We start from the raw sequence: 24,835 nt of genomic DNA, 5'->3' as shown, positions 1-24,835 counted from the left end.
TAAATTAGCCGTCCAACAACTCGGATTCCAGCTGTTCCAGTTCAGCCGCCAGCTTTACCATGAACTGCATCTTTCTTACAACCGTTTCCGCTTGATCCAGATCCAGCTCTTCGCCTGCCTCCCAGAAACCTTCAAACTGCTTGAGATAGGTATCAAGATCGTGATCAACCCGATCAACCAGCCGTTCAAGCTCCTGCTCAGGGTTTGCGTGTGATCTAATATCAGAAAGTGCCTCACGCAACGCCATCTGCTCCATCAGGAACTGTGGATCCATAATGGTGTTGCGCTCCATATCAACATCACGACCAGCAATCTTCAAAAGGTAAATAGCCCTTTTTAGCGGCTGCTTCAGAGTATTAAATGCTTCGTTAACATGAGAGGCATACTGCACCGAAAGACGCTGCTGACGCTCACCATCTCCAGCAAAACGGTCTGGATGCACCGCTCTCTGCAGCGCCCGATACTGACTGGAAAGCTGCTGCTGATCGACCTGACAGGAAACAGGCAATTCAAAAAGTTCAAAATAGTTCTTGGTTAAATCAACCACAGCGCACTCAAACCCCAAGTCAATAATAATACCAATTGCATTTTCCAAACCCCGCCACCATGGCGAGCTGAACAGAAACCCTGCATTGAAGCTCCTCGCCATAGCGATGGATATGACTCGTCACTTCGACCTTGCCTTTCCGTCCAGCTCACCATGCCCATAACGAGTTTAGAAAACTGAATTGGTATAACACATTAGAAAATACTCATTATTAACTGAGCACTTTCTCAAAAATAAGGCCCGACCAGTATGAACCAGCCGGGCCAGAAGGCAGATCAAAACTCTCAACCAGCACTTGTTTGACAGAACCAGAGAAGCCCATAAAGAACTGCTTATCTGTCAGCCAGCGTCCACGTTAAAGCTTTCACCGCAACCACACTCACTGGCAGCATTTGGATTGTTAAACTGTAAGCCTTCATTAAGCCCTTCTTTGACAAAGTCCAGCTCAGTACCGTCCAGGTAAACCATACTTTTCGGGTCAATAAACACTTTCACTTCGTGATCTTCAAAAACCTGATCACCATCATCAACCACATCCACAAATTCCAGGACGTAAGCCATACCAGAGCAGCCAGAAGTACGCACACCCAGTCGAATGCCCAGTCCTTTACCCCGACGGGAAAGCTGACCTTTGATATGACGGGCAGCCGCTTCGGTTACGGTAATTGCCATTAAATACTCCATCCACTTCCGGGAAAACCACGGCTTACCCGGCTATAAATCTGTTCTGCTTAACTACGGGTCATGCTTACATGACAACTCTGAAACATATCAGGCAGCTGGAGCCGCATCATCATGCTTCTGTTTACCCCGGTAATCGTCAATGGCTGCTTTGATAGCATCTTCCGCCAGAACAGAACAGTGAATTTTTACCGGTGGCAGCGCCAACTCTTCAGCAATATCGGTATTCTTGATGGTTGCTGCTTCATCCAGCGTCTTACCTTTCATCCATTCTGTCGCCAGAGAACTGGAAGCAATAGCAGAACCGCAACCATAGGTTTTGAAGCGGGCATCTTCAATCACACCCTCATCATTGACCTGAATCTGAAGACGCATAACGTCACCGCATGCTGGAGCACCGACCATACCTGTACCGACACTCTGAGAGTCCTGGTCGAGCTTACCTACGTTACGAGGATTCTCGTAGTGATCGATAACCTTTTCGCTGTATGCCATTTTTCTCTCCTCCAGGGCAGCACACTTCAGTGCACTACCCCTAAATTCAGTTAACTCTGAGCCCGTTAGTGCGCAACCCATTCAACCTGGCTTAAATCAACACCATCTTTGTACATATCCCAGAGCGGAGAAAGTTCTCTCAGTTTCGTAACCGCTTCTCTGATCTCTGATACTGCGTGATCCACTTCAGCCTCTGTCGTAAACCGCCCCAGACTGATTCTCAGGGAACTGTGGGCAAGCTCATCACTCAACCCCAGCGCCCTGAGTACATAGGAAGGCTCAAGACTGGCAGAAGTGCAGGCCGATCCAGACGAAATGGCAAGATCTTTCAGGGACATCATCAGGGATTCCCCTTCAACAAAGGCAAAACTGATATTCAGAATGCCAGGAACCCGCTGCTCCAGCGAACCATTAACATGCACTTCTTCCAGATCTGAAATCTGCGAAAGCACTCTGTCTTTTAATTGTTCCAACCGAGCCTTTTCTGCATCCATCTCTGAAGCAGCGATTCGACACGCCTCACCGATACCCACGATCTGGTGCGTCGGCAGAGTACCGGAACGCATACCACGCTCATGTCCGCCACCATGCATCTGAGCCTCAAGACGCACACGTGGCTTACGACGAACATAAAGGGCACCTATACCCTTAGGACCATAGAGTTTGTGAGCGGATATAGAAAGCAGGTCAACCTTCATCGCTTCCATATCCAGAGGAATCTTACCGGCACTCTGGGCAGCATCGACATGAAAGATAATTTTCCGAGAGCGCGTCAAGTCTCCAATGGCTTCAATATCATTGATAACGCCAATCTCATTGTTGACGTGCATCAAGCTAACCAGAATTGTGTCATCACGGAGAGCCTTTTCCACCATCTCAGGAGTAATCACACCATCACTGTCGGGATCCAGGTAGGTAACTTCATAACCTTCCCGCTCAAGCTGACGACAGGTATCCAGTACCGCCTTGTGCTCGATTCGTGAAGTGACAATGTGCTTACCCTTTTTGCTGTAAAAGCGGGCCACACCTTTAATGGCAAGGTTATCAGACTCTGTTGCACCAGAAGTCCAGACAATCTCTCTCGGGTCTGCATGAATAAGGTCTGCAACCTGACGACGCGCATCTTCAACAGCTTCCTCAGCGCGCCAGCCGAAAACGTGGGAACGCGAAGCCGGATTACCGAAATTACCTTCAAGAGAGAGGCACTGAATCATCTTCTCAGCCACTCTCGGGTCAACCGGTGTTGTTGCGGAATAATCGAGATAAATAGGTAATTTCATCTGGTACATCTCCAGGCGGTCAGTACGCTCAATGCCCTTGATTCGCAAAGGGTTAAAATCATCATGCCTCTACACCAAACGCTCTTTATTACAAAGAGTCCTCATAGAATGGTGTCAGCGGCAATTTTGTTGTCCTGCTGCTCATCCTGGCGAATGGCAACACTTTGCACTTCCCTGCGCGCTACAAGATCAGCCAAGCTGATCCCTCCAAGAAACGAATGAATCTGCTCGCTTAAATCCTGCCACAGGTGATGGGTCAGACACGTTACGCCTTTCTGACAGCCACCAGAGCCCCGGCACTTAGTCGCGTCTACCGATTCATTGACTGCATCAATCACCTGAGCGACATAAATCGCTTCAGTACCACGACTTAACCGATATCCTCCCCCGGGCCCACGCACACTGCAAACCAAATCCCCACGACGAAGCCTGGAAAACAGCTGCTCAAGGTAAGAGAGAGAGATTCCCTGACGATCTGATATATCCGCGAGAGAAACCGGCCCCTGATCGGCATGAAGTGCCAGATCCAGCATGGCAGTCACCGCATAACGTCCTTTGGTCGTCAATCTCATACAGCATCTCTCTTGCTATTAAGGCAGAGTTATCACTCTTGTATCAGTCCCCAAGCACTTTAAGCCTATGATTCTTAACTGCGACTCTCCCGGCAGCAGAATCCACATAGGCTCAAGCTATCTTTGTGGAATTATGAAATACCTTAGCAAAATAGTCAACTATTAGAGATAAAACCGGAGCAGATAATCAAACTATGTGTAAATATCAAAAGATTTTAAAAAACAGCTTCATATAATTTTTCGGCATTTTATAGAAAGTTAAGGGAACTTTCAAAAACTCAGCCTAACAAACATCCGACATCTGCAATACCCAAAGGGATTTGCGCTATAACCCCACTGAAAAACCTATGTACCCCAGTACATACATTGGGATTTCGCCAAAATAACTACCGAATAATTATCACAGGATCAGTTATATGGACTCATTCAGCTTCTCAAGCTCGGGCGCCAAGACCAAAACAATTCCAAGCCCGGATAGACACCCACCACCTGAATCAGGAACAGACCACTCCCTTGTATTAAGCCATGGTAGATCTGTTGATAAACATAGAAATACTCCATCAAGCAATCCCAGCACCCAAGATCAAAAGAGCCCACGGAAACAAGTCCTAGAGCGTGAAACCAGAGCACATACACCCACCAGCCGTTCAGATACTGCCACAGCGGAGACAAACTCTAGCCAGCCCAACTCTCCTTCTACAACCAGAAGCAACGCTGCGACCACAACAAATAATTCAGGTTTGACTAGAGGACGAATAAAAGAATCTGATCTTTCGCAACCAGGAGCTTATACAAAACTCAGTGAATTCCAGCTACACATACTCCATGGCAATTTAAAAAATAAGTGTTTCTTCGACGACAAAAGACAGGTTATTGCCTGTCTGCCAAATTCAGAAGATTGCTATGTGCCTGCTAGACGAATCTGGGAAATAAAAGCAGGAGGGGCTAACGAGGCTCATCCCTATTATTCGGAACATAAGGCACAATATAAAATCTGGGCTGCCACAGGTGAGAAAAATACCGAGAGCAGTCCCCCCCAACCATTCAGCCAGAGTAATAACAGACCCGGATCAACAACAGTTTTAACATCAAAACCAACACGATCACCTGACACTCCCTCTACAGAACAACCATCAAGGAGTGCTCTTGCTTCTGCCACCTGCAAGCCAAAATTTTCTGACACCTCACCCAGCCGCCATCTATCTCATAAACCTAACAGCCCAACAGGCCAGACTCTAGAGCCTATCGAAAAAATGGCTACAAGACTTGGTGCCCCCCCAGAAAAGATAGCGATAGTTTTGCGCATAAGCGAAACTCCCGCGGAATTCATTAATAATTACGGCCTACTTTGCAAGACACAACCAAATAGAGTAGTCATTCAAGAAGTAGAAAAGTACTTTGCAAACGCCAAGGCTGCATCTATGCATGTGGAGTCTGTTGTTGAGCAGCTTATCCCTCCAAAACTGAAGAACCCCATCCTCTTACACACACTCAGCCTTCTTTTGCGGGCACAAACAACCATCAAAGATTGCCATCAGCATTATAAAACTCTTTGCTTTTTAGTAGGGTTGGACGAAGGCATACCTCTCAACATAACTGGCTTTGGCGTGGCACGCAAAGTCATCATGGAAAGAGCTGAACTTATTGAGTCCATCACTGACGATCAACTAAGAGACAATCAAGCTCATCTGAAAAATCTTCTCGTTGCTGCAGAAAGGCCATGTATCGAAGAAACAGAGAATCAATCAGGTCATGGGGATGAAACAGATGAGTTAGAGCGTAGAAAGCTGGCAATGAGAACTACCCAGAAAGAATTAGAAGCTCTTAGGAGTCTGTTAGCAGACCGCCAAACGTCCAGCTCAGCGGAGCTCATACAAAGAAAACGTGAGGTACAGGCTCAAGCTTCTGCACAATTACCGGAAAGCATTCAGAATTGGCTTACCGAACCTGAAGCAGAAGTTAAACGGTTACGAGTATGCATAAAAAGCAAAGAACAGGAACTCAAAGAGAAAACAGGGTGGCACGATGACCTTGCTAAGAAGATAGGCCAGGAGCTAGCCAGGGACGTTAGCCGGGATACCACCAAAGTAGAAAATATTTCTACAAAAACACGACCATCGGTTTTACAGGAAAAGTATAGCCAGCTTACATTTCAGACTGCTTCAACTGTAAAAGGTGCTCACTTAAGAGGCAGTGCACACACGAGAAATGAGGCAATCATGGAGGTCTATAAATTTTGTTATGATCAATTCAAAATCGGGAATCCAGCCTATCAAGAATTCACTGCATGTGTATTAAGGGAAGCTATCGGCAAAACCAATGCATCAACAGTATTGGGCTACCACAATCTGGCAGAGATCTGTAGAAATCCGAGAGCTTTTGGACTACGCCCTCCTCATTTACCAACGCCATTGCAAGTCACCACAATACATGAAACGGCACCCATGCAAGCACTTAAAGGCTTAATGGTCAGCAATCTCGATGAACATTCCAGCAATACCAAAATATTAGGAAAATACAGAGAGAAATGTGTCGCCTCAGTAAATGCCATATTTAAAAAGGATGCCCCACAAGGTGTTTTAACATCGGACTCACACGGTTTTATTGAAGAAGTATTACTGTTGTGCGCCGGTATGCAAGCACAGCAGCCTCCAATGGAATTAGAATTTAATCTCCCTCAGGAAGCCATAACAAATCCAACCACCTTTGTTGAGATGGCTGATACAGAAGGAAAATATAAACTATTACCCTTCCGCGGAATGCATGATAAAACTGTTAAAGCTTTTGCCTTCCAATACTTAGAGCCAACATTAAAGCATCGTGAAACCGTCTTGGAACAAGGCCGAATCCAGTGCATTCCAATAACAAACGATCATTTTAGAAGCCTCCAAATGCATGTCGAGAGGGGGGAAGTCTTTTTCAACGATGACCTGAAAGCACTTACCTCTCTGGATGAACGTTATTATTTTTCACCAAATAACGATGGAGGGTTCTCTACCAGGCCTGCAAGGGAACAGCTTCCAGGTTATGACGACATAAAAAGCCAGTATCATCGCTGGGAAAAAGCGCCGGTAGCCAGTGCACAAACCTCAAGATCAAAACCGTCCTTTACCGCTAAACAACCACAACTGGCTTACTCAACGACACCAGCAAACAAAGGCAAACTGGCTACATTTAACAGCACCTGGACTTCTGAACAACCGCACAGAAATACAGAGAAGCGCCCCACTCTGGAGGCTGTCGTCGGCCCACGTCCAAGCTCCTCAAAAGCCGTTGTAAAAGCAATGAGCCCCATGCCCAAAACGACCGCAGGACAGACTGAAGTAGCCAAGAGGGAGCAACAGCAGCCAGTTGTGATTCGGCATTACTTTTCTGGCTACAAAGGCTCTTATGATAGCTTCAAAAAAGAACATAAAGAGCTGTGCGACTTTATGAGAACGAGAGACGTTCTTGGGAAAGCCAACTACCCTGACCACTGTAAATCAATTTTTGAACACCGTGGTTTTTTTGAACACCACCTTTATCAAATGTTTATGGTTGAAACATCCAGAGCAGCTTTGTCACCCTTAATGGCAAGGTTNATATTGCAATAGAGATTGCAGAACAGTGCATTCAAAGAAGTAATGACACATCCAGCCACCTGCTTGCGAACAAAGACTCTTATTACGAGGCTTGCGACCCCACAAAAACAAATAAAGAAGACTCACCTTCAACGGTTGCTGTAGCGGACACATCTGCAGCGCAATTTTTTAAAGAGGCAGTCCGTATTCTTAGAGGCCATCAAAGCGATGCTGCAGAAGTTCGACGCTTCTTAGATCAAAACTATGATACACCCGACTTTGCGTTTAAATTCGACATGAAAAAAGCCGAATCCGATGGAAGGTACCGTCGCGAAGGCGGCCCAGCCGAAGCAAAAGAGAAACTCTTATCCGGATTTCAAGCTTTAATAAAAAGTGGCAAAGTGATCGATATTGAGTCAGGAAGCTTGAAGGTGCCAGCTGCAGTAGCTGCCAACCCGGAAGATATGGCGTGCTACAAGACCTATGCTCAGCAAATGTTTAGCCTACACAAAAAAGTTGAGGCTTCCCTGGCGACACAAGATAGCGCGAGCTTTAAAGACGCCGATTTCCTTTTGAATATATGCCAGGTAGCACTGCAAACCATGGAGCTGAATGACCAATGCGCTAAAAAACAGTTAGCCTCACAAACTGAAAAACCAGCTTTGCACTAGCTTTCGAAACCAGGTTAAAGAAAGCATCAAGCCTGCAGCGTACGCCTGCAGGCACTTGCACCTATCCAATTCTTCCACATGTATCGAAACATCAAGGGTTTCAGTCATTGGAAAGTAAGGCTATCTACACCAATTTGTAGAATTAGCCCTCGCCCTATCTACAATTGCAGACAATATTAGATTCTGCTGACATCAGATTCAGAACCCTGTGGGGCGCGCAGTCTGGTTCGTATAGCCATATTCCATGAGGAGAACGGTTACTGGTGGAGTAGTTCTACATCAAACCAGTTCAATGAAGCTGAACGGCGTCTTTACCATCAAAATGGTTATTATAGCTAACCAACGTGTCAAAGACTGATCATTTTCAAATAATTATTGTCTCAAAGACAACGATAGCCCGTTAAGGGTATTGATGAATAATTACTATGATCAATCAAAGGACGATGACAAATGGATACACAAATCAGAATCACGCCCCCCCCAGAATATACATACACAAATCGAACAAGGACTCAGGAATGGGAAATACGGATTAAAAGAAGAGTCCGGAACATACCTCCTTGATAATGAAAAAAGGGTTGTATGCTTCCTTGACGGCAAGATCACTCCTCAAAAAAACACCCTAAACAATATCAGTTTTGCTCAACAGCTCTTCCGTGGCCTATCTCCAAGGCTTCAGCAGCTCGCGCAAATGACCGTTAAAATCAAAAATAACACTCAATCAATGATAAACCCTGCAGCCAAGGCGGCCTCAGGCGAAATACAAAGAGCTCATACTCCCAGCACCAGCAAAACGACAGGGCTTCCACGCCCAACCCAAACACATATAACTCAACTGACAAACGATCATTGTAAGAGCCTCCAGATGCATATCGAGAGGGGAGAAGTCTTTTTCAACGATGACCTGAAAGCACTTACCTCCCTGGATGAACGTTTTTATTTTTCACCAAATAACGATGGAGGGTTCTCTACCAGGCCTGCAAGGGCACAGCTTACAGGTTATGACGACATAAAAAGCCAGTATCTTCGCTGGGAAAAAGCGCCGGTAGCCAGTGCACAAACCTCAAGATCAAAACCGTCCTTTACCGCTAAACAACCACAACAGGCTTACTCAACGACACCAGCAAACAAAGGCAAACTGGCTACACTTAACAGCACCTGGACTTCTGAACAACCGCACAGAAATACAGAGAGGCGCCCCACCCCGGAGGCTGTCGTCGGCTCACGTCCAAGCTCCTCAAAAGCCGTTGTAAAAGCAATGAGCCCCATGCCCAAAATGACCGCAGGACAGACTGAAGCAGCCAAGAGGGAGCAACAGCAGCCAGTTGTGATTCGGCATTACTTTTCTGGCTACAAAGGCTCTTATGATAGCTTCAAAAAAGAACATAAAGAGCTGTGCGACTTTATGAGAACGAGAGACGTTCTTGGGAAAGCCAACTACCCTGACCACTGTAAATCAATTTTTGAACACCGTGGTTTTTTTGAACACCACCTTTATCAAATGTTTATGGTTGAAACATCCAGAGCAGCTTTGTCACCCTTAATGGCAAGGTTCCGTTCAGCAGATAATCTGCAGACAAAAACCGATATTGCAATAGAGATTGCAGAACAGTGCATTCAAAGAAGTAATGACACATCCAGCCACCTGCTTGCGAACAAAGACTCTTATTACGAGGCTTGCGACTCCACAAAAACAAATAAAGAAGACTCACCTTTAACGGTTGCTGTAGCGGACACATCTGCAGCGCAATTTTTTAAAGAGGCAGTCCGTATTCTTAGAGGCCATCAAAGCGATGCTGCAGAAGTTCGACGTTTCTTAGATCAAAACTATGATACACCCGACTTTGCGTTTAAATTCGACATGAAAAAAGCCGAATCCGATGGAAGGTACCGTCGCGAAGGCGGCCCAGCCGAAGCAAAAGAGAAACTCTTATCCGGATTTAAAGCTTTAATAAAAAGTGGCAAAGTGATCGATATTGAGTCAGGAAGCTTGAAGGTGCCAGCTGCAGTAGCTGCCAACCCGAAAGATATGGCGTGCTACAAGACCTATGCTCAGCAAATGTTTAGCCTACACAAAAAAGTTGAGGCATCCCTGGCGACACAAGATAGCGCAAGCTTTCAAGACGCCGATTTCCTTTTGAATATATGCCAGGTAGCACTGCAAACCATGGAACTGAATGACCAATGCGCTAAAAAACAACTAGCCTCACAAACTGAAAAACCAGCTTTGCGCTAGCTTTCGAAACCAGGTCAAAGAAAGCGTCTCGGCTTTCTTATTCTCCTGTTTTAAGAGATACCATTATCATCCGTGTATAATGGTATCTACCCCTTCAAAATTTAATAGTCTTCTCAACAAAACCAGCAACTATTGCCAACCCCAGGTAAACACTCTTATCGATGCTCACAGAATCCCAATAAAATCTTAAATGTACGAAAGCCCTGTAAGGCCTTATCCCACTACGATATGAACAAACTTTTAGATTACTGTTGTTGAAGCATAATGACCATCAACAACGGTTGATCAGGAGCTCTGGTTTTATGCACGTCCATATTACTAACCAATTTGTTAATGACGGATATTATATTGATGGACAATGTCTCAACTATTAAGCCCAAGAAATTAATGGCATTAGCAACTATTCAATCAAGGAATTAAACAAATGGATTCACCACTCAGAGCGGCGCTAATTTCAAGCAGCCAGAAGTCAATCGAATGCAACCTCCATACTGGTAAATACCAGGTAGAACAAGCAAATGGACAGCCTTACCTCGTTAATGGAAATTATAAGGTCATAGGTATTTTTAACACAGAGGTAGGCGAAGAAAATCATACAGCAGCCAATATAAAACTGGCACAAGATTTTTATATGGAACTACCGGAAGCAACAAAAACACTTGCTCAAAGAACTCTCACAGTAACTACAACAAACGAGCGAATGATTCACATACCTAACTCACCATCATACAACCCATTAGAAGGAGCGAGACAGCCTTCGCGACATACACGAGAACGATTGCATTTAATAACCACACACGACGCACCACTCACTGAAGAACAATGCAAAAGTCTAAAAGCACTCTTTGAAAATACCACTGACGGCGCTTTTTTTAATGATGAGATAAGAGCTATCACATCATTTGATGAGCAGCTTTATTTCCAACCAGACTCCTCAGGCCGGTTCACCCCCAGCCACCCAGACAAGGAACTTCTAAATTACGAAGCAATTAAAAAACAATATTCACAATGGGATGAAAAGGCTTCAACCGCTACTCAGCCTTGCTTTTATTCACAAACGGCAGCAAGCAGTACATACGCATCCTCACTAAGACCTACTGCCGGATCAGGCTCCACAAGTCGATTAACAGCTATCACTGAGCCTTACCATCAATCAGGTGCAAGATGCAGCCCACAACTTGAACATCTACCAACCCCTGATCGAAAACAGGATGTAGCCAGCATTGGAATACTCACCGATCATGTTCAGAATGGATATAAAACATTAGTAGTTTTGGATGTTGATGAGACGATTATTGCTACTGACATCATTCATGGTAAAAGACAAAAAGTCTTGATCGAAGCAGAAACCCCGAGAGTAATAAGAGAAATAAGACAAAAGGCTCCCGACAGCCATATCATCTTACTAACCAAGGCCAGCAAAGAAGAAACCGAAGTTAAGCTAAGAAAGGCAGGTCTTAACCCCAACATGTTTGACAGCATAGAGAGCGCTTATGGCACAAAAGGAGCTGCCCTTGAACAATATATAAATGAAAAGTTTCAAGGAACCAGACACGTTTGCTTTATTGACGATATCCGTGAAAATTTAGAATACATCGAAAGCACTTGCCAAAAAATGAATATTCACTGCAATACTTTCCACTTTTCAGGGGCAGAAACAATACAAAAAAGAGTTAATGCTTTTGACTTTGGGATGACACCAGAGCAATACGAAGACTTTGTCAAAGGACAGAAAGCAGGGTTCGCTATGTATAATTGATAGCAACGATATAACACAAGAGCAGTCGTTCTTAATGAGTTAAGAAAGTATGAGTCACCACTTTTAAATCTTCCGACATCTGCACAACAACAGGTACTGTATTTGTTGTTGTGCAGAACAACCCAAGCTCCTCCATAATAACCAGAAGAAGCTCTCCTAGTCAGTCAGCACCTCTCGACTCTCTTCCTTAACCGGCTCGAAGTCCTCTTTCTTCAACTCTGGCAATGGCCTTACCTTACACTCAAGCCCATTGTCCTTTAATACTTGGCATAAGGTATCAAAGCGTGAATCGACCTCATGAAGGTGATCCAGCATGGCTGAGATAGCATGCGCTGTCGGGTCAGGCATTTCTGAAGTGACCGCATAAGCATCAAACCCCATCTTTTCTGCCATTTTTTCTGCATTGGCTTGGCGGCGATCATCCTTGTTATCAGGCCTTTTAACAATCCTACCGGGAATACCAACAACCGTTGCGCCAGGTGGAACTTCGCGCACAACAACAGCATTGGATCCAATTCTGGCTCCCTCTCCCACAAGGAATGGCCCAAGGACTTTGGCACCAGCTCCAACAACAACCCCATTTGCTAACGTCGGATGCCGCTTACCCTGGTTGGCTGGATGTTCCTTACCTTTATTCGGAGAAGTCCCCCCCAGTGTCACACCATGATATAGCGTGACATCATCATGAATAACCGCCGTTTCACCAATGACCACCCCCATGCCATGATCAATAAAAAAACGACGACCGATGGTTGCCCCGGGATGAATCTCAATACCGGTAAACCAGCGATTAAATGTTGAGAGTGTCCGCCCCAGCCAGAGAAAACCAGCTTTCCACAACTTATGAGACACTCGATGAAGCAACAGGGCATGCAGCCCGGGGTAATTGGTAATAACTTCAAAGGTACCGCGGGCGGCCGGGTCCCGGGCCATTACGGTTTTAATATCTTCTTTTATTCGCTCAAACATGGTCTGCGCCTGCCTGTTGTTATCCTTTACTGACCACGGGAAGTTCAGCATCAAACTCAGCTACACAAAACATCCCGCCGTCATAAAAGCTTCCGATGCACAATCAGCAACATACAGAAGCCTCCATCGTTTATTTACTTTTTATTGTCTGACGCAAGACATCTCTGAGTTTCTGACAAAACCCCTCTCAAAATACTCAGCTCAACACGGTCAGGTCGAACCCGACCATAAAGACGACGCAGTTTCGCCATAATCTTCTCATGACTACTGTGATCCAGAAAACCAATCTCCATCAACACCTGGTGTAGATGATCGTAGTAGCGTTCCATATCATCCATATTTGCCAGCTCATGAGTACGAGGCTTCGGCATTTCCAGCGCATCCGCATTAATTAGCTGCTGCATTCTTAATTCGTAGCTCATCACCTGAACGGCTGCACCGAGATTCAACGAACTAAAATCTTCGTTCGTGGGAATATGAACCTGAAGATGGCAACGCTGCAGCTGCTCATTGGTCAGCCCCTTATCCTCCCGACCAAAAATCAGGGCAACTTTCTGAGTTACCGCCTCATCAATAATGCTCTGAGCACAAGCACGAGGATCTACTAACGGTAGAGACACACCTCTCACCCGGGCACTGGTACCGACTACAAACTGACAATCAGCCAGCGCCTCATCGAGCGTTGCACAAATTCGGGCATTTCTGAGAATATCATCTGCACCTGAGGCCAGCGCAGTCGCGGTACCCGACGGAAAATCATCAGGCGATACCAGACATAACTGGCTCAGACCCATGGTTTTCATAGCTCGGGCAGCCGCCCCGATATTGCCGGGATGAGAAGGATTAACCAGTACAATGGAAATATTGTCGAGCACCACAGGAATCTCTAGCTTTATATAATATCAGTTCGCCAGTGTACTCAAATTACGGCTAAAGCCAAGTCCATAGTAAAACTACCGACAAGTAAGGGAGCTCGCTCCATTGCAAGTTGGCCTCCATCCTGTCAGAATTCGCACCCAATTTGTATTATGAAAATTCTGACATTTCCAACTATGCAGGTATTTTCATGGTTTCGGCGGTTCGGTTGTCCGATGAGCGTACACTCAGCTCATGGCTGTCGGGATACAGACGGATCATTGAATCCCGTATAATCCCACTCCACCCCGATTCGATCTTTCACAGTTCAGACGTAATTTAAGCCTATGCAACCGATGGTTAATATGGCGCTGCGTGCAGCGCGCCAGGCTGGCGAAATCATTGCCCGCGCCTACAAAGATCTCGATCACGTTAACGTGGAATTCAAAAGCCGCAACGACTTTGTGACTGAAGTAGACAAGGCTGCCGAGAAGGTCATTATCGACTCTTTGAGCAAAACCTACCCTGATCACGGTTTTTATGGTGAAGAGTCCGGCCATCGCGAAGGAACAGGTGCAGGCAAAGATTACCTCTGGATCATCGACCCACTGGATGGCACCACCAACTTCATTAATGGCATTCCTCATTTTGCGGTTTCTATTGCCGTTCAGTATCGTGGACGCCTCGAGCACGCGGTCATTGTCGACCCCCTCAAAGAAGAAGAGTACTGCGCCAGCCGCGGCCATGGTGCCACTCTCAACAGTAAGCGCATGCGTGTAGGTAATCGCAGAAATCTGGAAGGGGCGCTAATTGGTACCGGAATCCCATTTATGAATCCCGGCATCAACCACTTGGACAGCTATCTCAACATGATGAGATCACTGCTTGGTGATACCGCTGGCATTCGCCGCGCTGGTTCCGCAGCCCTCGATCTCGCTTATGTTGCCGCTGGCCGCCTGGATGCATTCTGGGAAATCGGTCTGCAGGACTATGACATGGCAGCCGGCGTTCTGATGGTTCAAGAATCAGGTGGCCTCGTTGGCGACTTCAAGGGTGGACACACCTATATGCAGAACAACCAGATCGTCGCTGGCAACAGTGGCTGCTTTAAGGAAGTACTGAAGCGGATCAGACCTTTCGTAACAGAAGGCATGTTCCGCCAGTGATGCATTGAAAAGTGAGGCCATTACGCCTCACTTTTCTTTATCCAGAAATATTGCAAACTCTTTAAGCCCGCATAAAACAGTACAACCCCCACACCATCAGCCACCATATCCCCCAGCGAAAAATCCCTATATCCGCTCTGTCCCTGCAAAACCTCGATCAACACACCAAACATCATCAACCAAAACGGCTTTCGAATACCCCATTTTTCTGATGGATAGGCCAACATCTCCATAACAAACGTCAGCATAAAAAATACCAGCACATGCTTAACCTTGTCGTTAATAAAACCGGAAGGATCAGCCTCACCCGGAATCAATGACATAACCAACACAAAAGTCAGCAGTGAAAAAAACAGAAAGCGATGTATAGCCACCGGCATACGCTGAAATCGCCGAAAAATTAATACCACAAATTCCCCAACATCAAACCATAAAAAAACCGGCAAAAGCGCCGGTTTTCAATAATCAAACCAGAGGCTCAAGGCGTCTGGTCGAGCTCCTCATTTTCCTTAACAGGAACAATCAGGTCTTCCCTGCTGATTCTCATGTAGATCAGCATATTGGATGCGATATAGATAGAAGAATAGGTACCCACCCCCACACCCACAATCAATGCCAGGGCAAAGTTGTGAATCATATCGCCACCGAACAGAAACAAAGCCAACAACACCATCAAGGTGGTACCAGAAGTCGCTAAAGTACGACCCAGGGTCTGGGTCAGCGAGACATTAATAACTTCTTCTGCATCACCCTTTCTCAGCTTGCGGAAATTCTCACGAATACGGTCATAAACAATGATCGTATCATTCAGGGAGTAACCTATTACCGCAAGCAACGCAGCCATTACCGTCAGGTCAAACTGAAGCCCCAAAAGCGCAAACAGCCCCAACGTGAAGATCACATCGTGCGCCAGGGAAAGAATAGCACCAACGGAGAACTTGAACTGGAAACGGAAAGCGATGTAGAGCGTAATCAGGAGCATGGCAAACAGCATACCCAGACCGCCCTGCTCACGCAGCCTTTCACCAACCTGTGGTCCAACAAACTCGACCCGGACTGCTTCGACGCTGCCCTCATAGTTTTGACCTAACAAGCTGGCAACCTCTGCCCCCATTTTTGGATCATCACCAGGAATTCGAACCAGGATATCTTCTGCGGAACCAAACTCCTGAACGACAACGTTCTCGTAACCAGCCGTTGCCAGCTGCTCACGAATCTCAGAAGTTTTTACCGGCTGATCATAAACCAGCTCAATCAACGTACCACCGGTAAAATCAAGCCCCCAGTTAATACCCTTAACCGCGAGCGCACCTATTGAGCCCAGCATCAAGATCAGCGACAGCACAGAAGCATAGGAGCGCAGTCGCATGAAATTTATGACTTTTAAATCATTCATCACTGCCACCTCAAATATACAGTTTCTTCAGGTTACGACCGCCGTGGGTCAGGTTAACCAGAGCACGCGTGAAGACAATGGCGGTGAACATAGACGTCAAAATACCAATACACAACGTGACCGCAAACCCTTTAATGGGACCGGTACCCACTGCAAAGAGAATAATACCCACCAGCAGCGTTGTGATATTACCGTCAAAAATGGAAACAAACGCCCGGTCAAAACCATCATGAATAGCACGCTGAATAGGACGACCACCACGAATCTCCTCACGGATACGAGAGAAAATCAGAACATTGGCATCTACCGCCATACCCAGGGTCAAAACAATACCAGCAATACCCGGCATGGTCAGCGTTGCGCCAAACAGGCTCATCACAGCGACCAGCAGAACAAGGTTGATTGACAAGGCAATATTTGCCAGCAAACCAAACACCCGGTAAACCACCAACATAAATATGGTCAACAGAGCAAAACCAATCAGAGTAGAGTGAACGCCCATCTGAATATTCTCTGCACCCAGACTTGGTCCAACGGTTCTCTCTTCCGCGAAATACATGGGCGCAGCCAAAGAACCCGCTCTCAGCAGCAACGCCAGTTCAGATGCTTCAGCTGAAGAGTTCAAACCAGTAATACGGAACTGATTACCCAGGGCACTCTGAATCGTCGCCAGACTGATAATACTCTCTTCCTGCTGGAAGCTTTGAGTCGTTTCCTTAACCGGCTTGCCATCAACCATTTTGGTGACAGCCTTGGTAACAGGCTTCTGCTCAATAAAGATAACCGCCATGGCACGGCCAACATTATTGCGCGTGGAACGATTCATGACAGTACCGCCATGGCTATCCAGATTGATATTGACCTGAGGCTGCCCGGTCTGGGTATCGAAGTTGGATTGAGCACTGGATACCTGATCACCAGTAATGATGATGTCCCGCTCAAGATCAACCGGTGGACGACGGGAGTCACGGAAACTGAAGGACTCAGTAGTGGCCCTGGAAGCACTGGGCAACGCTTCCAGACGGAACTGCAGGTTAGCCGTTTTACCCAGAATACGCTTAGCTTCTGCGGTATCCTGAACACCAGGCAGCTCGACCACAATGCCATTCCTGCCCTGGCGCTGAACCAGGGGCTCGGACACACCCAGTTCATTTACACGATTACGTACTGTTGTCAGGTTCTGACGCACCGCGTAATCTTCAATCTCTTTAATAGCAGTTTCAGAGTAACGGTAAGAAAGAACAGCACGACCATTAACTTCAAAGTTTTCTAACGTCAGATCCGGAAAATCCTTGCTGATCAGACGGGCAGCCTTATCACGGGACTGAGAGTCATTAAATGCCATTTGTCGTGCACCATCCGCACGCTCAGGCATGGTACGATAACGAAGCTTGTCTTTACGCAGAGCAGAACGAATTTCCGACGTGGCAATATCCATTTTCAACTGAAGTGCCTTTGCGGTATCCACCTCCAGCAAAAAGTGAACCCCACCGGAAAGGTCAAGCCCCAACTTCATTGGGTAAGCACCAATAGAGGTCAACCAGTCTGGCGTCGTCTGGGCCAGGTTGATGGCAACAATATAGTCATCCCCAAGCGATTCTTTTATCAGCGACTTGGATAACTGTTGCTGATCAGCGCGGTTCAGGCGAATCAGAAGCGCATTATCGTCAAGCTCAACAGACTTAACATCGACATTGGCAGCAGCAAGAGCCCTCTCAGCTCTCTGCTGAACACGCTCATCCATTACTCTGGACGAACTGGCCCCAGTCACCTGTACAGCGGGGTCTGCGGGGTAAAGATTGGGAAGGGCATAAAAAAACCCGAGACCTACGATGACCAGAATCAGCAGGTACTTCCACAATGGATAGCGATTGAGCATGGCTCACCGGTTCCTGATTTAATAGTGAAGCGCCATAGCGGCATTGTTATACGGCCTTTGCCGGGAAAAATATTTCCAGGGCTATGGGCATATGGCACAGTCCATTCAATTAAAAAAGCAGCCTGTTCAGGCTGCTTTTCTCAAGGCTTACTTAATAGCCTTAATAGTACCTTTCGGCAAAGTAGCGGCAACGGAGCCCTTCTGGAAGTTCAGCTCCATATTGTCAGCAACCTGCAAAGTAACAAACTCGTCAGTTACATTGCTTACCTTTCCAAGGATACCGCCAGTGGTTACGACTTCATCACCTTTAGTCAGCCCTGAAATCAGATTCTTGTGCTCTTTGGCACGCTTGCTCTGGGGGCGCCAGATCAGCAGCCAGAAAATCAGCACAAAACCACCCAGCATCACCAGCTGGCCGATCATACCCGGGCCACCGACAGCAGCTGTAGCACCGCCTTCCGCTGCAGCCTGAGCCTGACTGATGAATGGAATCATTCCTATACTCCTAATCGAGTTATTACTGTTGACGCAGCAATTTACCTGAAAAACAACCAGTCAGGAACCCGTCCTGTCATCAAAAGAGGGTAAAAACAGTGCTACAGCCCAATAATTAAGGCTACCAAACACAGTATCCGGCCTTTAAGAGATGATCCGGTTGATACAAACAAACTGTTTATTGGGGACTTTCCACACAATATCAACCCCACATATGCAATGAAGTCGCCCCAGAATAAAGGCTTAGCCCCAGTCAGGAACATCCTGTCCACGCTTTCGGTAAAACTCAACCACAAATTCATCCAGCTGACCCTGCTCAATCGCAGACCTCAGCCCTTCCATCACCCGCTGATAATAACGCAGGTTATGAATGGTATTGAGCATAGAGCCAAGAATTTCACCACACTTGTCCAGATGGTGAAGGTAGGAGCGACTGAAATTCTGGCAAGTATAGCAATCACAATGTGCTTCAAGCGGGCGCTCGTCTTTCTTGTGAGCCGAATTACGAATCTTGATAACACCCTCATCCACAAACAAATGACCATTACGAGCATTACGGGTTGGCATAACACAATCAAACATGTCGACACCACGACGCACCGCCTCAACGATATCTTCCGGTTTGCCGACGCCCATCAGATAACGGGGATGATCTTCAGGTATTTTATGCGTAATGTGAGAAAGGATACGCATCATATCCTCTTTACTCTCCCCCACCGACAAACCACCGATGGCATAGCCGTCAAACCCGACCTCAGCCAACCCTGCCAGCGAAACATCCCGCAACTCTTCAAACATACCGCCCTGAATAATACCAAACAGTGCGGATGGACTGTCACCATGAGCAGCCTTGGAACGAGCGGCCCAGCGCAGAGAGAGCTCCATGGAAATACGGGCCTGCTCTTCAGTCGCATCACCGGGTGTACATTCGTCGAAAATCATGACGATATCAGAACCCAGCTCCTTCTGAACCTGCATGGAGATTTCAGGGTTCAGGAATACCTTGGAGCCATCCACCGGTGACTGGAATGACACCCCCTCTTCTGTGATCTTGCGCAGTTTGCCCAGACTGAACACCTGGAAGCCACCCGAGTCCGTCAGGATCGGACCATGCCACTGGTTAAAATCATGCAAATCGCCATGTTTCTGAATGATTTCAGTGCCAGGACGAAGCATCAGATGAAACGTATTGCCCAGAATAATTTCTGCACCAATCTCTTTAATATCCCGTGGCAGCATACCTTTTACCGTGCCATAGGTACCCACCGGCATGAAACATGGGGTTTCAACAGTTCCGCGTGGAAACGTCAGCCGACCACGACGTGCTTTGCCGTCGGTTGCCAGCTGATCAAATTTCATAAAGCATTCTCTTGTCATGAATTCTGTTTAGCTCTTTCTTTAAAACCACAAAGACACAAAGTCGCAAAGATAAGCTGGACATTATGTCGATTCTTTTAGATCTCGATCCCGCGTTTACCCCCAACCCACCATGCACAGAAGCGCGACTGAGGGAAAGGGAATGCGTAATTTATTCAACAGACCCTATGATTTCTCAATCAGTTTTACGAGCCAACAGCATGGCATCGCCATAACTGAAGAAACGATACTTTTTTTCAACCGCTTCTTTATAAGCATCCAGTACCTGCTCTCGTCCGGCGAAAGCACTGACCAGCATTAATAAAGTGGACTGTGGTAGATGGAAGTTAGTCACCATCAAATCCACACTGCGAAACTCATAGCCGGGATAGATAAAAATTTTGGAATCACCCTGGAATGGCGCAATCTCACCGGAGGCAGAGGCAGACTCAAGACTTCGGACCGACGTGGTTCCCACAGCAACCACACGATTACCTCGAGCACGTGTCTCCCGCACAGCCTGACAGACTTCCTCAGAAACCTCGATATACTCGGCATGCATCACATGGTCTTCAATCCGATCGACCCGAACCGGCTGGTAGGTGCCAGAACCCACATGAAGCGTAACAAAAGCTTTCCTGACACCTTTCGCCTCAAGGCGTGCCAGCAGAGCTTCATCAAAATGTAGACCCGCTGTTGGCGCAGCCACGGCACCATCCCTTGCGGCAAAAACAGTTTGATAGCGTAAACGATCACTATCACCGTCTTCACGATCAATATAAGGCGGCAATGGCATATGACCGTGTTCGAGCAATAAAGGCAACACAGAGGTTTCAAAACGAAGAATAAACAAAAAGTCCTGACGCCCTTCTACCACAACCCGAACTGCACCATCGGCCAGTAATAGGACAGAGCCAGGCTTTGGCGACTTACTGGCCCGCACCTGGGCCAGTGCCAGGTTATCTTCTACCACCCGCTCAATCAGTACTTCAATCTTGCCACCCGTCTCCTTTTGCCCATACATGCGGGCAGGAATAACACGGGTATTGTTCAGCACCAGCAGATCACCCGGCTCAAGAAGGCCTTCTATATCCGAAAACTGCTGATGCTCAATCTCACCGCTATTGCCATCAAGGCACAGCAGGCGGCTCCCTGTTCTGTCTTCCGCAGGAAACCGGGCAATCTGCTCATCGGGCAGATCAAAATCAAAATCACTGACTTGCATGGACAATCCGGTGGTTAATTACTTCATTTCCATCAGTAATCCACACCTTTCATGGTAAAAAGACGATGGAAGAACCAGGAAAACCAGTCGTTATAAAAAGCATGAAAGGATACTGTAAAACAAGAGAAGTGTCAGGAGGGCTATCCCAAGAGCAGTTACGGACTTAACTTACTTTTTTGTTCTCTCTGTTCAATAACTGCTTGATCTCAATAATCTCTTTGATATACTTCGCCGCACTTGAGCAAGGGTCACATCGCCAAAGCATCTCAACGATTCACTCGATGAGAAAAAGTTTTGAAATCAGCGAACAGATGACATAAGCTCAGCGAATCGAAATACCCTGCCGGTGTGATGGAATTGGTAGACATAGGGGATTCAAAATCCCCCGCCTTTGCGGGCGTGGCGGTTCGAGTCCGCCCACCGGTACCAGATAGGAACAAGCCGAATAGTTTTGTACGTGATCATATAATTTACGATTAAAGACTGCACTTTTCGAGCTAGAGTTCAAAAAAAGGACACATTATACGAATAGTGTCCTTTTTTTTATCTGTAAAACGAACATTTTTTCTGAAAAATTTCCGGACAACTTTCGGCAAACTAAATATTAATAAAAATGCCTCAAAAAAACAGCAATCCTTGGTTTAACGCTCAGCCTTTTTAATAACCAGTGAGGCCTCCACAATCCGCTGGCTTTTCTTGCCAAGAAAAAACCTACCAGATAGCTCAATACTGTAGATCTTTTAACTGCCACACCGCTCAGACTGTCGAAAAAAACTCATAACAAACTGATATTAAATCATTCTGTTACACATCCAGCACCAAAAAAACAATATTTTCACCCCAGTTAAAAAAGCGGAAACTTATATTGCCAAATTTAAAGACACTTTTATGACAATCAGGAGGACAACTTATTTGATCACGGACAGTGTTAGATAACACTACCCAGCTCTATTTACAGCCTCTTCACCTCAAATTTATTCTATTCATTTCAAATGAATGAAAGATAGAGAATCTTCAGGTAGCCATACTTGAGCATCATTACTTAACAGAACCCTCAGCCAGTTTTTCTGCTTCTCAAGAACAATAACCTCTGTCCCTTGGTTCAGAGGACTGGTAAAAGCTGGAGAAAAAATAAGTCCGGGACCTTTTCGAGCCGTGGTATTGGTCACGGTAATCACACCATCGCTACCAGGGGCCTCATAAATATTGGAGAAAACAAAGCCCGACCCAACAATGAATAAAGCCACTGTTGAAAACACCAGAGAAAGCCTGCGAGTCCTTCCCTCTCGGATATAACTGACCAGCTGCCACCAGAACCAGAGATAAACTGCGACTGAAAGGAGCACCCATAATGGATGTGAAGCCCACTGGTCCATCTCGGATAGCCACTGAGCGCCAAAAGCTTCCGGCAATTCATCCAGTCTTTTACTGCGGACATAATCCAGATTCTGGGCCAGCTCTGCATGGTTATAGCCCAAGCCTTCTGCCCGCCGGTACCAGAGAATACTTTCGCCGTATCGACCCGCATGAAACCAGCTGTTGCCAACACTGTAAGCCAGAGCCCCTTTGTCGATCAAAGGATGGTCCCAAAATGATTCCAGCATACCTGCGACACGAACATGTTCCCGCTTTCCCCTGGTCGGGTGACTGATACTGAGTTCCAGAGCCTGCTGGTGCAGATCTCGAATATGCGCCAGTTCCTGTTTGATATAACTGTCACTGGCAAAGCTTCCTGACGACAGCAGCATGAGAACAAACAATGGCCAGATACGGATATTAGTACTCATGCCATGACTCATTCTGTTACTCCTTTACCTGGCTTTTCATGGCCCAGGGCACGATCCAGCGATTTCACAAGACCTGCCAATGCTGTCAGCAGTGGATCATTGATCTCTCGATGGCCGGATTGAAATTGTGCCTGATATTGCGACAACCACTGGCAGAGTTTTTCAACCAAGACCTTATCCACCTGCTGCTTCTGGAGCAAAAGCCGGAGCTCATCCTTGGCAAGCTTTGAGGGTGGCAACCCCAGACGACGATTCAGATACAAACCCAGCGACTGATAAGGGTCACGGTGTTTCCAAAGATGCCTTGCGAAAACAGCAAAAGATCCTCTCCCGCGCTTTTCCTCTCTGCAACGCCACCAATGTCTCGCAAGGTAAATACCAGCCACCAGCGGCGGAAGACACAACAATAGATAAAGCAGATAAGACCAGTCAGTTACCGGATCGCTTTCCGACAGGACAAGTTCACCCCAGGCATGTTCCCAGATCCCACTGCTGTCCAGTTTCACTGGATTCTTAAGGACAATACCATCCGTCAGATTGGTGTCTGTGAGGCTGAACTGCCGGGAAGGGGTAACCTTGATGGGCACTGGTTCGGTCAGGTAATCACGGTAAAAGCCGGATATCGGGTCAAAATAATTAACCACGACGGGAGGCAGCTCAGAGATTTCGGTCAGCTTTGGCGTCAGGTATTGCGCTTCATACCTGACCCCTTCACGGTAAGATGAATGGCTCGTTTTACTGCCAATATCAAATGCCTGCCGATACGCTGCCTGCGCTTTCAGGTCAGGTATGGGAAACGCCTCAAGATCCGGATGGCGAATACGAACACTGACGTTCATTCGTTCCCCCTGCCCTACCTCCGTAGAATCAATAGCCAGTGAAATATCCGGTCGCCCTACCACACCTGAGAAGTGTTCCGGTTGACCAGGGGGCAGCGCATCAACAACCAGAGAATAGGGCTTCCCAAGAGCGATAACCCGCTGGGAGCGTTTGACGCCCGCAGCATCATCCTGATCAAAAAAATTGTTATCGAAGTGTGCTGGATAAGGCATCCCTCGAAAGACCTGGGGACTGAACTCCATCACTTCCGGGTCAATACTGGCCAGCAGCATTGGCGGATCAAAATGAAACGTTCCCGTCTGCTGTGGCTGGATAATGATCTCAAAATGGATACTGACCCCCCCCTCAGGACGATGTCGCCAGTCAGCCATGATGCGCTGACCACCCACAGGCAGACCAATACTGTTTTCATCTTGCGAATTTACGTTATGAGGCGCAATATTCCTGTTTACCGGGCTGGCCAGTTCCGGAATCAGAATATTGACAGCTTTAAGCGCCTGAAGAGGCACCGTTGTCACCCATTCAAACCCAAGGCGGATGCTCTGGCCAAGGTAAATGCGGCCCCTGCTTCGGGTGATATCAAGCGACATCTCATCGGTCAATTCCGGTGCTTTTACCTGCACATCAGCCGACACCGATCGCTTATCATCATGGCTTTTCATTGAAAACTCAGGTAATGCCAGCCGACCCGAGTTTAATGGCGTCAATTGAACAGGATACCCGGTACCTTTCAGCTCTCCCCTTTTAACCGATACTGCAGGCCGCTGCAGAACAATAAAACGTTCCGTTTCAGCAATAGTGAGTGTCATCCCACTGTGTGGGGGTGCCAGCGATACCAGCAAAACCTCCACCGGCTGCCCCTGCCACCACTCACCTTCCGGTTTCTCCAGAACCAGTTGCCACCCGGCAGCGCTGCCCATAACCGGTGAAGACACCACGCAGCAGAAAAGCAATGCGATAATGCACCGGGTCATAGGGAAGGCCTGCGATACCTGTCCTGAAAAGCCGCCTGAAAAACAACCTGAAAACATCATCATTTCCGGTGATCACTTTAACTGATGTATGC

The 24,835-nt window shown here is 46.9% G+C and carries 20 protein-coding genes and 1 tRNA gene; 5 read left to right on the top strand and 16 right to left on the bottom strand.

What is annotated here, in order from left to right:
• Positions 1-4 precede the first annotated feature (4 nt).
• From hscB to iscR, 5 genes are all read right to left on the bottom strand, one after another.
• Positions 5-595: a Fe-S protein assembly co-chaperone HscB gene (gene hscB, locus GV64_RS12345; RefSeq protein WP_236632950.1), complete on the bottom strand. Its 591-nt coding sequence runs from the start codon at positions 593-595 to the stop codon at positions 5-7.
• 291 nt (positions 596-886) lie between these two features.
• The gene (gene iscA / locus GV64_RS12340) at positions 887-1,219 is read right to left on the bottom strand and encodes an iron-sulfur cluster assembly protein IscA (RefSeq protein ID WP_020583153.1); all 333 of its coding nucleotides are present in this window, start codon (positions 1,217-1,219) and stop codon (positions 887-889) included.
• A gap of 99 nt (positions 1,220-1,318) precedes the next feature.
• Complete coding sequence (gene iscU, locus GV64_RS12335; RefSeq protein ID WP_026258331.1) at positions 1,319-1,723, bottom strand: Fe-S cluster assembly scaffold IscU; 405 nt, start codon at positions 1,721-1,723, stop codon at positions 1,319-1,321.
• Between the two features lie 65 nt (positions 1,724-1,788).
• A complete protein-coding gene (locus tag GV64_RS12330) occupies positions 1,789-3,003 on the bottom strand; it encodes an IscS subfamily cysteine desulfurase (RefSeq protein WP_020583151.1) in 1,215 nt (404 codons plus the stop codon).
• Between the two features lie 101 nt (positions 3,004-3,104).
• The gene (gene iscR, locus GV64_RS12325; RefSeq protein ID WP_020583150.1) at positions 3,105-3,575 is read right to left on the bottom strand and encodes a Fe-S cluster assembly transcriptional regulator IscR; all 471 of its coding nucleotides are present in this window, start codon (positions 3,573-3,575) and stop codon (positions 3,105-3,107) included.
• Between the two features lie 3,856 nt (positions 3,576-7,431).
• Between iscR and GV64_RS12310 the strand changes: the two genes are divergently transcribed.
• Positions 7,432-7,806: a hypothetical protein gene (locus tag GV64_RS12310; protein ID WP_033403271.1), complete on the top strand. Its 375-nt coding sequence runs from the start codon at positions 7,432-7,434 to the stop codon at positions 7,804-7,806.
• 1,107 nt (positions 7,807-8,913) lie between these two features.
• Here GV64_RS12310 and GV64_RS25285 read toward each other — a convergent pair.
• Positions 8,914-9,075 (bottom strand): hypothetical protein, encoded by a 162-nt coding sequence (locus GV64_RS25285; RefSeq protein WP_160171791.1) that lies wholly within the window; start codon positions 9,073-9,075, stop codon positions 8,914-8,916.
• Between GV64_RS25285 and GV64_RS24725 the strand changes: the two genes are divergently transcribed.
• Together GV64_RS24725 and GV64_RS12300 are read left to right on the top strand one after the other, a co-directional pair.
• Positions 9,074-10,042 (top strand): hypothetical protein, encoded by a 969-nt coding sequence (locus GV64_RS24725; RefSeq protein ID WP_152554042.1) that lies wholly within the window; start codon positions 9,074-9,076, stop codon positions 10,040-10,042. The genes GV64_RS25285 and GV64_RS24725 overlap by 2 nt on opposite strands.
• A gap of 424 nt (positions 10,043-10,466) precedes the next feature.
• Positions 10,467-11,801: a DUF2608 domain-containing protein gene (locus tag GV64_RS12300; protein WP_020583147.1), complete on the top strand. Its 1,335-nt coding sequence runs from the start codon at positions 10,467-10,469 to the stop codon at positions 11,799-11,801.
• A gap of 156 nt (positions 11,802-11,957) precedes the next feature.
• Here the strand turns inward: GV64_RS12300 and cysE are convergent, their stop codons facing one another.
• A complete protein-coding gene (cysE, locus tag GV64_RS12295) occupies positions 11,958-12,770 on the bottom strand; it encodes a serine O-acetyltransferase (RefSeq protein WP_020583146.1) in 813 nt (270 codons plus the stop codon).
• A 134-nt stretch (positions 12,771-12,904) separates the two neighbouring features.
• Positions 12,905-13,645, bottom strand: a complete 741-nt coding sequence (gene trmJ / locus GV64_RS12290) for a tRNA (cytosine(32)/uridine(32)-2'-O)-methyltransferase TrmJ (RefSeq protein ID WP_026258330.1) — start codon at positions 13,643-13,645, stop codon at positions 12,905-12,907.
• A gap of 327 nt (positions 13,646-13,972) precedes the next feature.
• On the opposite strand from trmJ, the gene GV64_RS12285 reads away from it, so the two are divergent.
• Positions 13,973-14,791 (top strand): inositol monophosphatase family protein, encoded by an 819-nt coding sequence (locus GV64_RS12285; RefSeq protein ID WP_020583144.1) that lies wholly within the window; start codon positions 13,973-13,975, stop codon positions 14,789-14,791.
• A gap of 20 nt (positions 14,792-14,811) precedes the next feature.
• Here the strand turns inward: GV64_RS12285 and GV64_RS12280 are convergent, their stop codons facing one another.
• From GV64_RS12280 to queA, 6 genes are all read right to left on the bottom strand, one after another.
• Positions 14,812-15,201 carry a VanZ family protein gene (locus GV64_RS12280; RefSeq protein ID WP_152554040.1) on the bottom strand — a complete coding sequence of 130 codons (390 nt, stop codon included), beginning with the start codon at positions 15,199-15,201 and terminating at the stop codon, positions 14,812-14,814.
• Positions 15,202-15,269: 68 nt separating this feature from the next.
• Positions 15,270-16,187 (bottom strand): protein translocase subunit SecF, encoded by a 918-nt coding sequence (gene secF, locus GV64_RS12275; protein ID WP_020583142.1) that lies wholly within the window; start codon positions 16,185-16,187, stop codon positions 15,270-15,272.
• A 10-nt stretch (positions 16,188-16,197) separates the two neighbouring features.
• Complete coding sequence (secD, locus tag GV64_RS12270) at positions 16,198-18,066, bottom strand: protein translocase subunit SecD (RefSeq protein ID WP_020583141.1); 1,869 nt, start codon at positions 18,064-18,066, stop codon at positions 16,198-16,200.
• A gap of 147 nt (positions 18,067-18,213) precedes the next feature.
• On the bottom strand, positions 18,214-18,561 hold the full coding sequence (gene yajC, locus GV64_RS12265) for a preprotein translocase subunit YajC (protein WP_020583140.1): 348 nt from the start codon (positions 18,559-18,561) through the stop codon (positions 18,214-18,216).
• Between the two features lie 243 nt (positions 18,562-18,804).
• Entirely contained in the window at positions 18,805-19,920 is a 1,116-nt protein-coding gene (tgt, locus tag GV64_RS12260; protein ID WP_020583139.1) for a tRNA guanosine(34) transglycosylase Tgt, read from the bottom strand.
• Positions 19,921-20,113: 193 nt separating this feature from the next.
• A complete protein-coding gene (gene queA / locus GV64_RS12255) occupies positions 20,114-21,142 on the bottom strand; it encodes a tRNA preQ1(34) S-adenosylmethionine ribosyltransferase-isomerase QueA (RefSeq protein WP_020583138.1) in 1,029 nt (342 codons plus the stop codon).
• A 342-nt stretch (positions 21,143-21,484) separates the two neighbouring features.
• Here queA and GV64_RS12250 point away from each other — a divergent pair.
• Positions 21,485-21,571, top strand: a tRNA-Leu gene (locus GV64_RS12250).
• Positions 21,572-22,125: 554 nt separating this feature from the next.
• On the opposite strand, the gene GV64_RS12245 is transcribed toward GV64_RS12250, so the two are convergent.
• Positions 22,126-22,941, bottom strand: coding sequence for an SH3 domain-containing protein (locus GV64_RS12245; RefSeq protein ID WP_020583137.1), 816 nt, complete (start codon positions 22,939-22,941; stop codon positions 22,126-22,128).
• A complete protein-coding gene (locus tag GV64_RS12240; RefSeq protein ID WP_157237040.1) occupies positions 22,938-24,743 on the bottom strand; it encodes a BatD family protein in 1,806 nt (601 codons plus the stop codon). The genes GV64_RS12245 and GV64_RS12240 overlap by 4 nt, the downstream gene beginning before the upstream one ends.
• Positions 24,744-24,835: the final 92 nt, after the last annotated feature.

Source organism: Endozoicomonas elysicola (genome assembly GCF_000710775.1).
In the GTDB taxonomy this organism is placed as follows: domain Bacteria; phylum Pseudomonadota; class Gammaproteobacteria; order Pseudomonadales; family Endozoicomonadaceae; genus Endozoicomonas; species Endozoicomonas elysicola.
The sequence above is the reverse complement of the archived record's forward strand: the minus strand, read 5'-3'. Positions and strand labels throughout refer to the sequence as shown.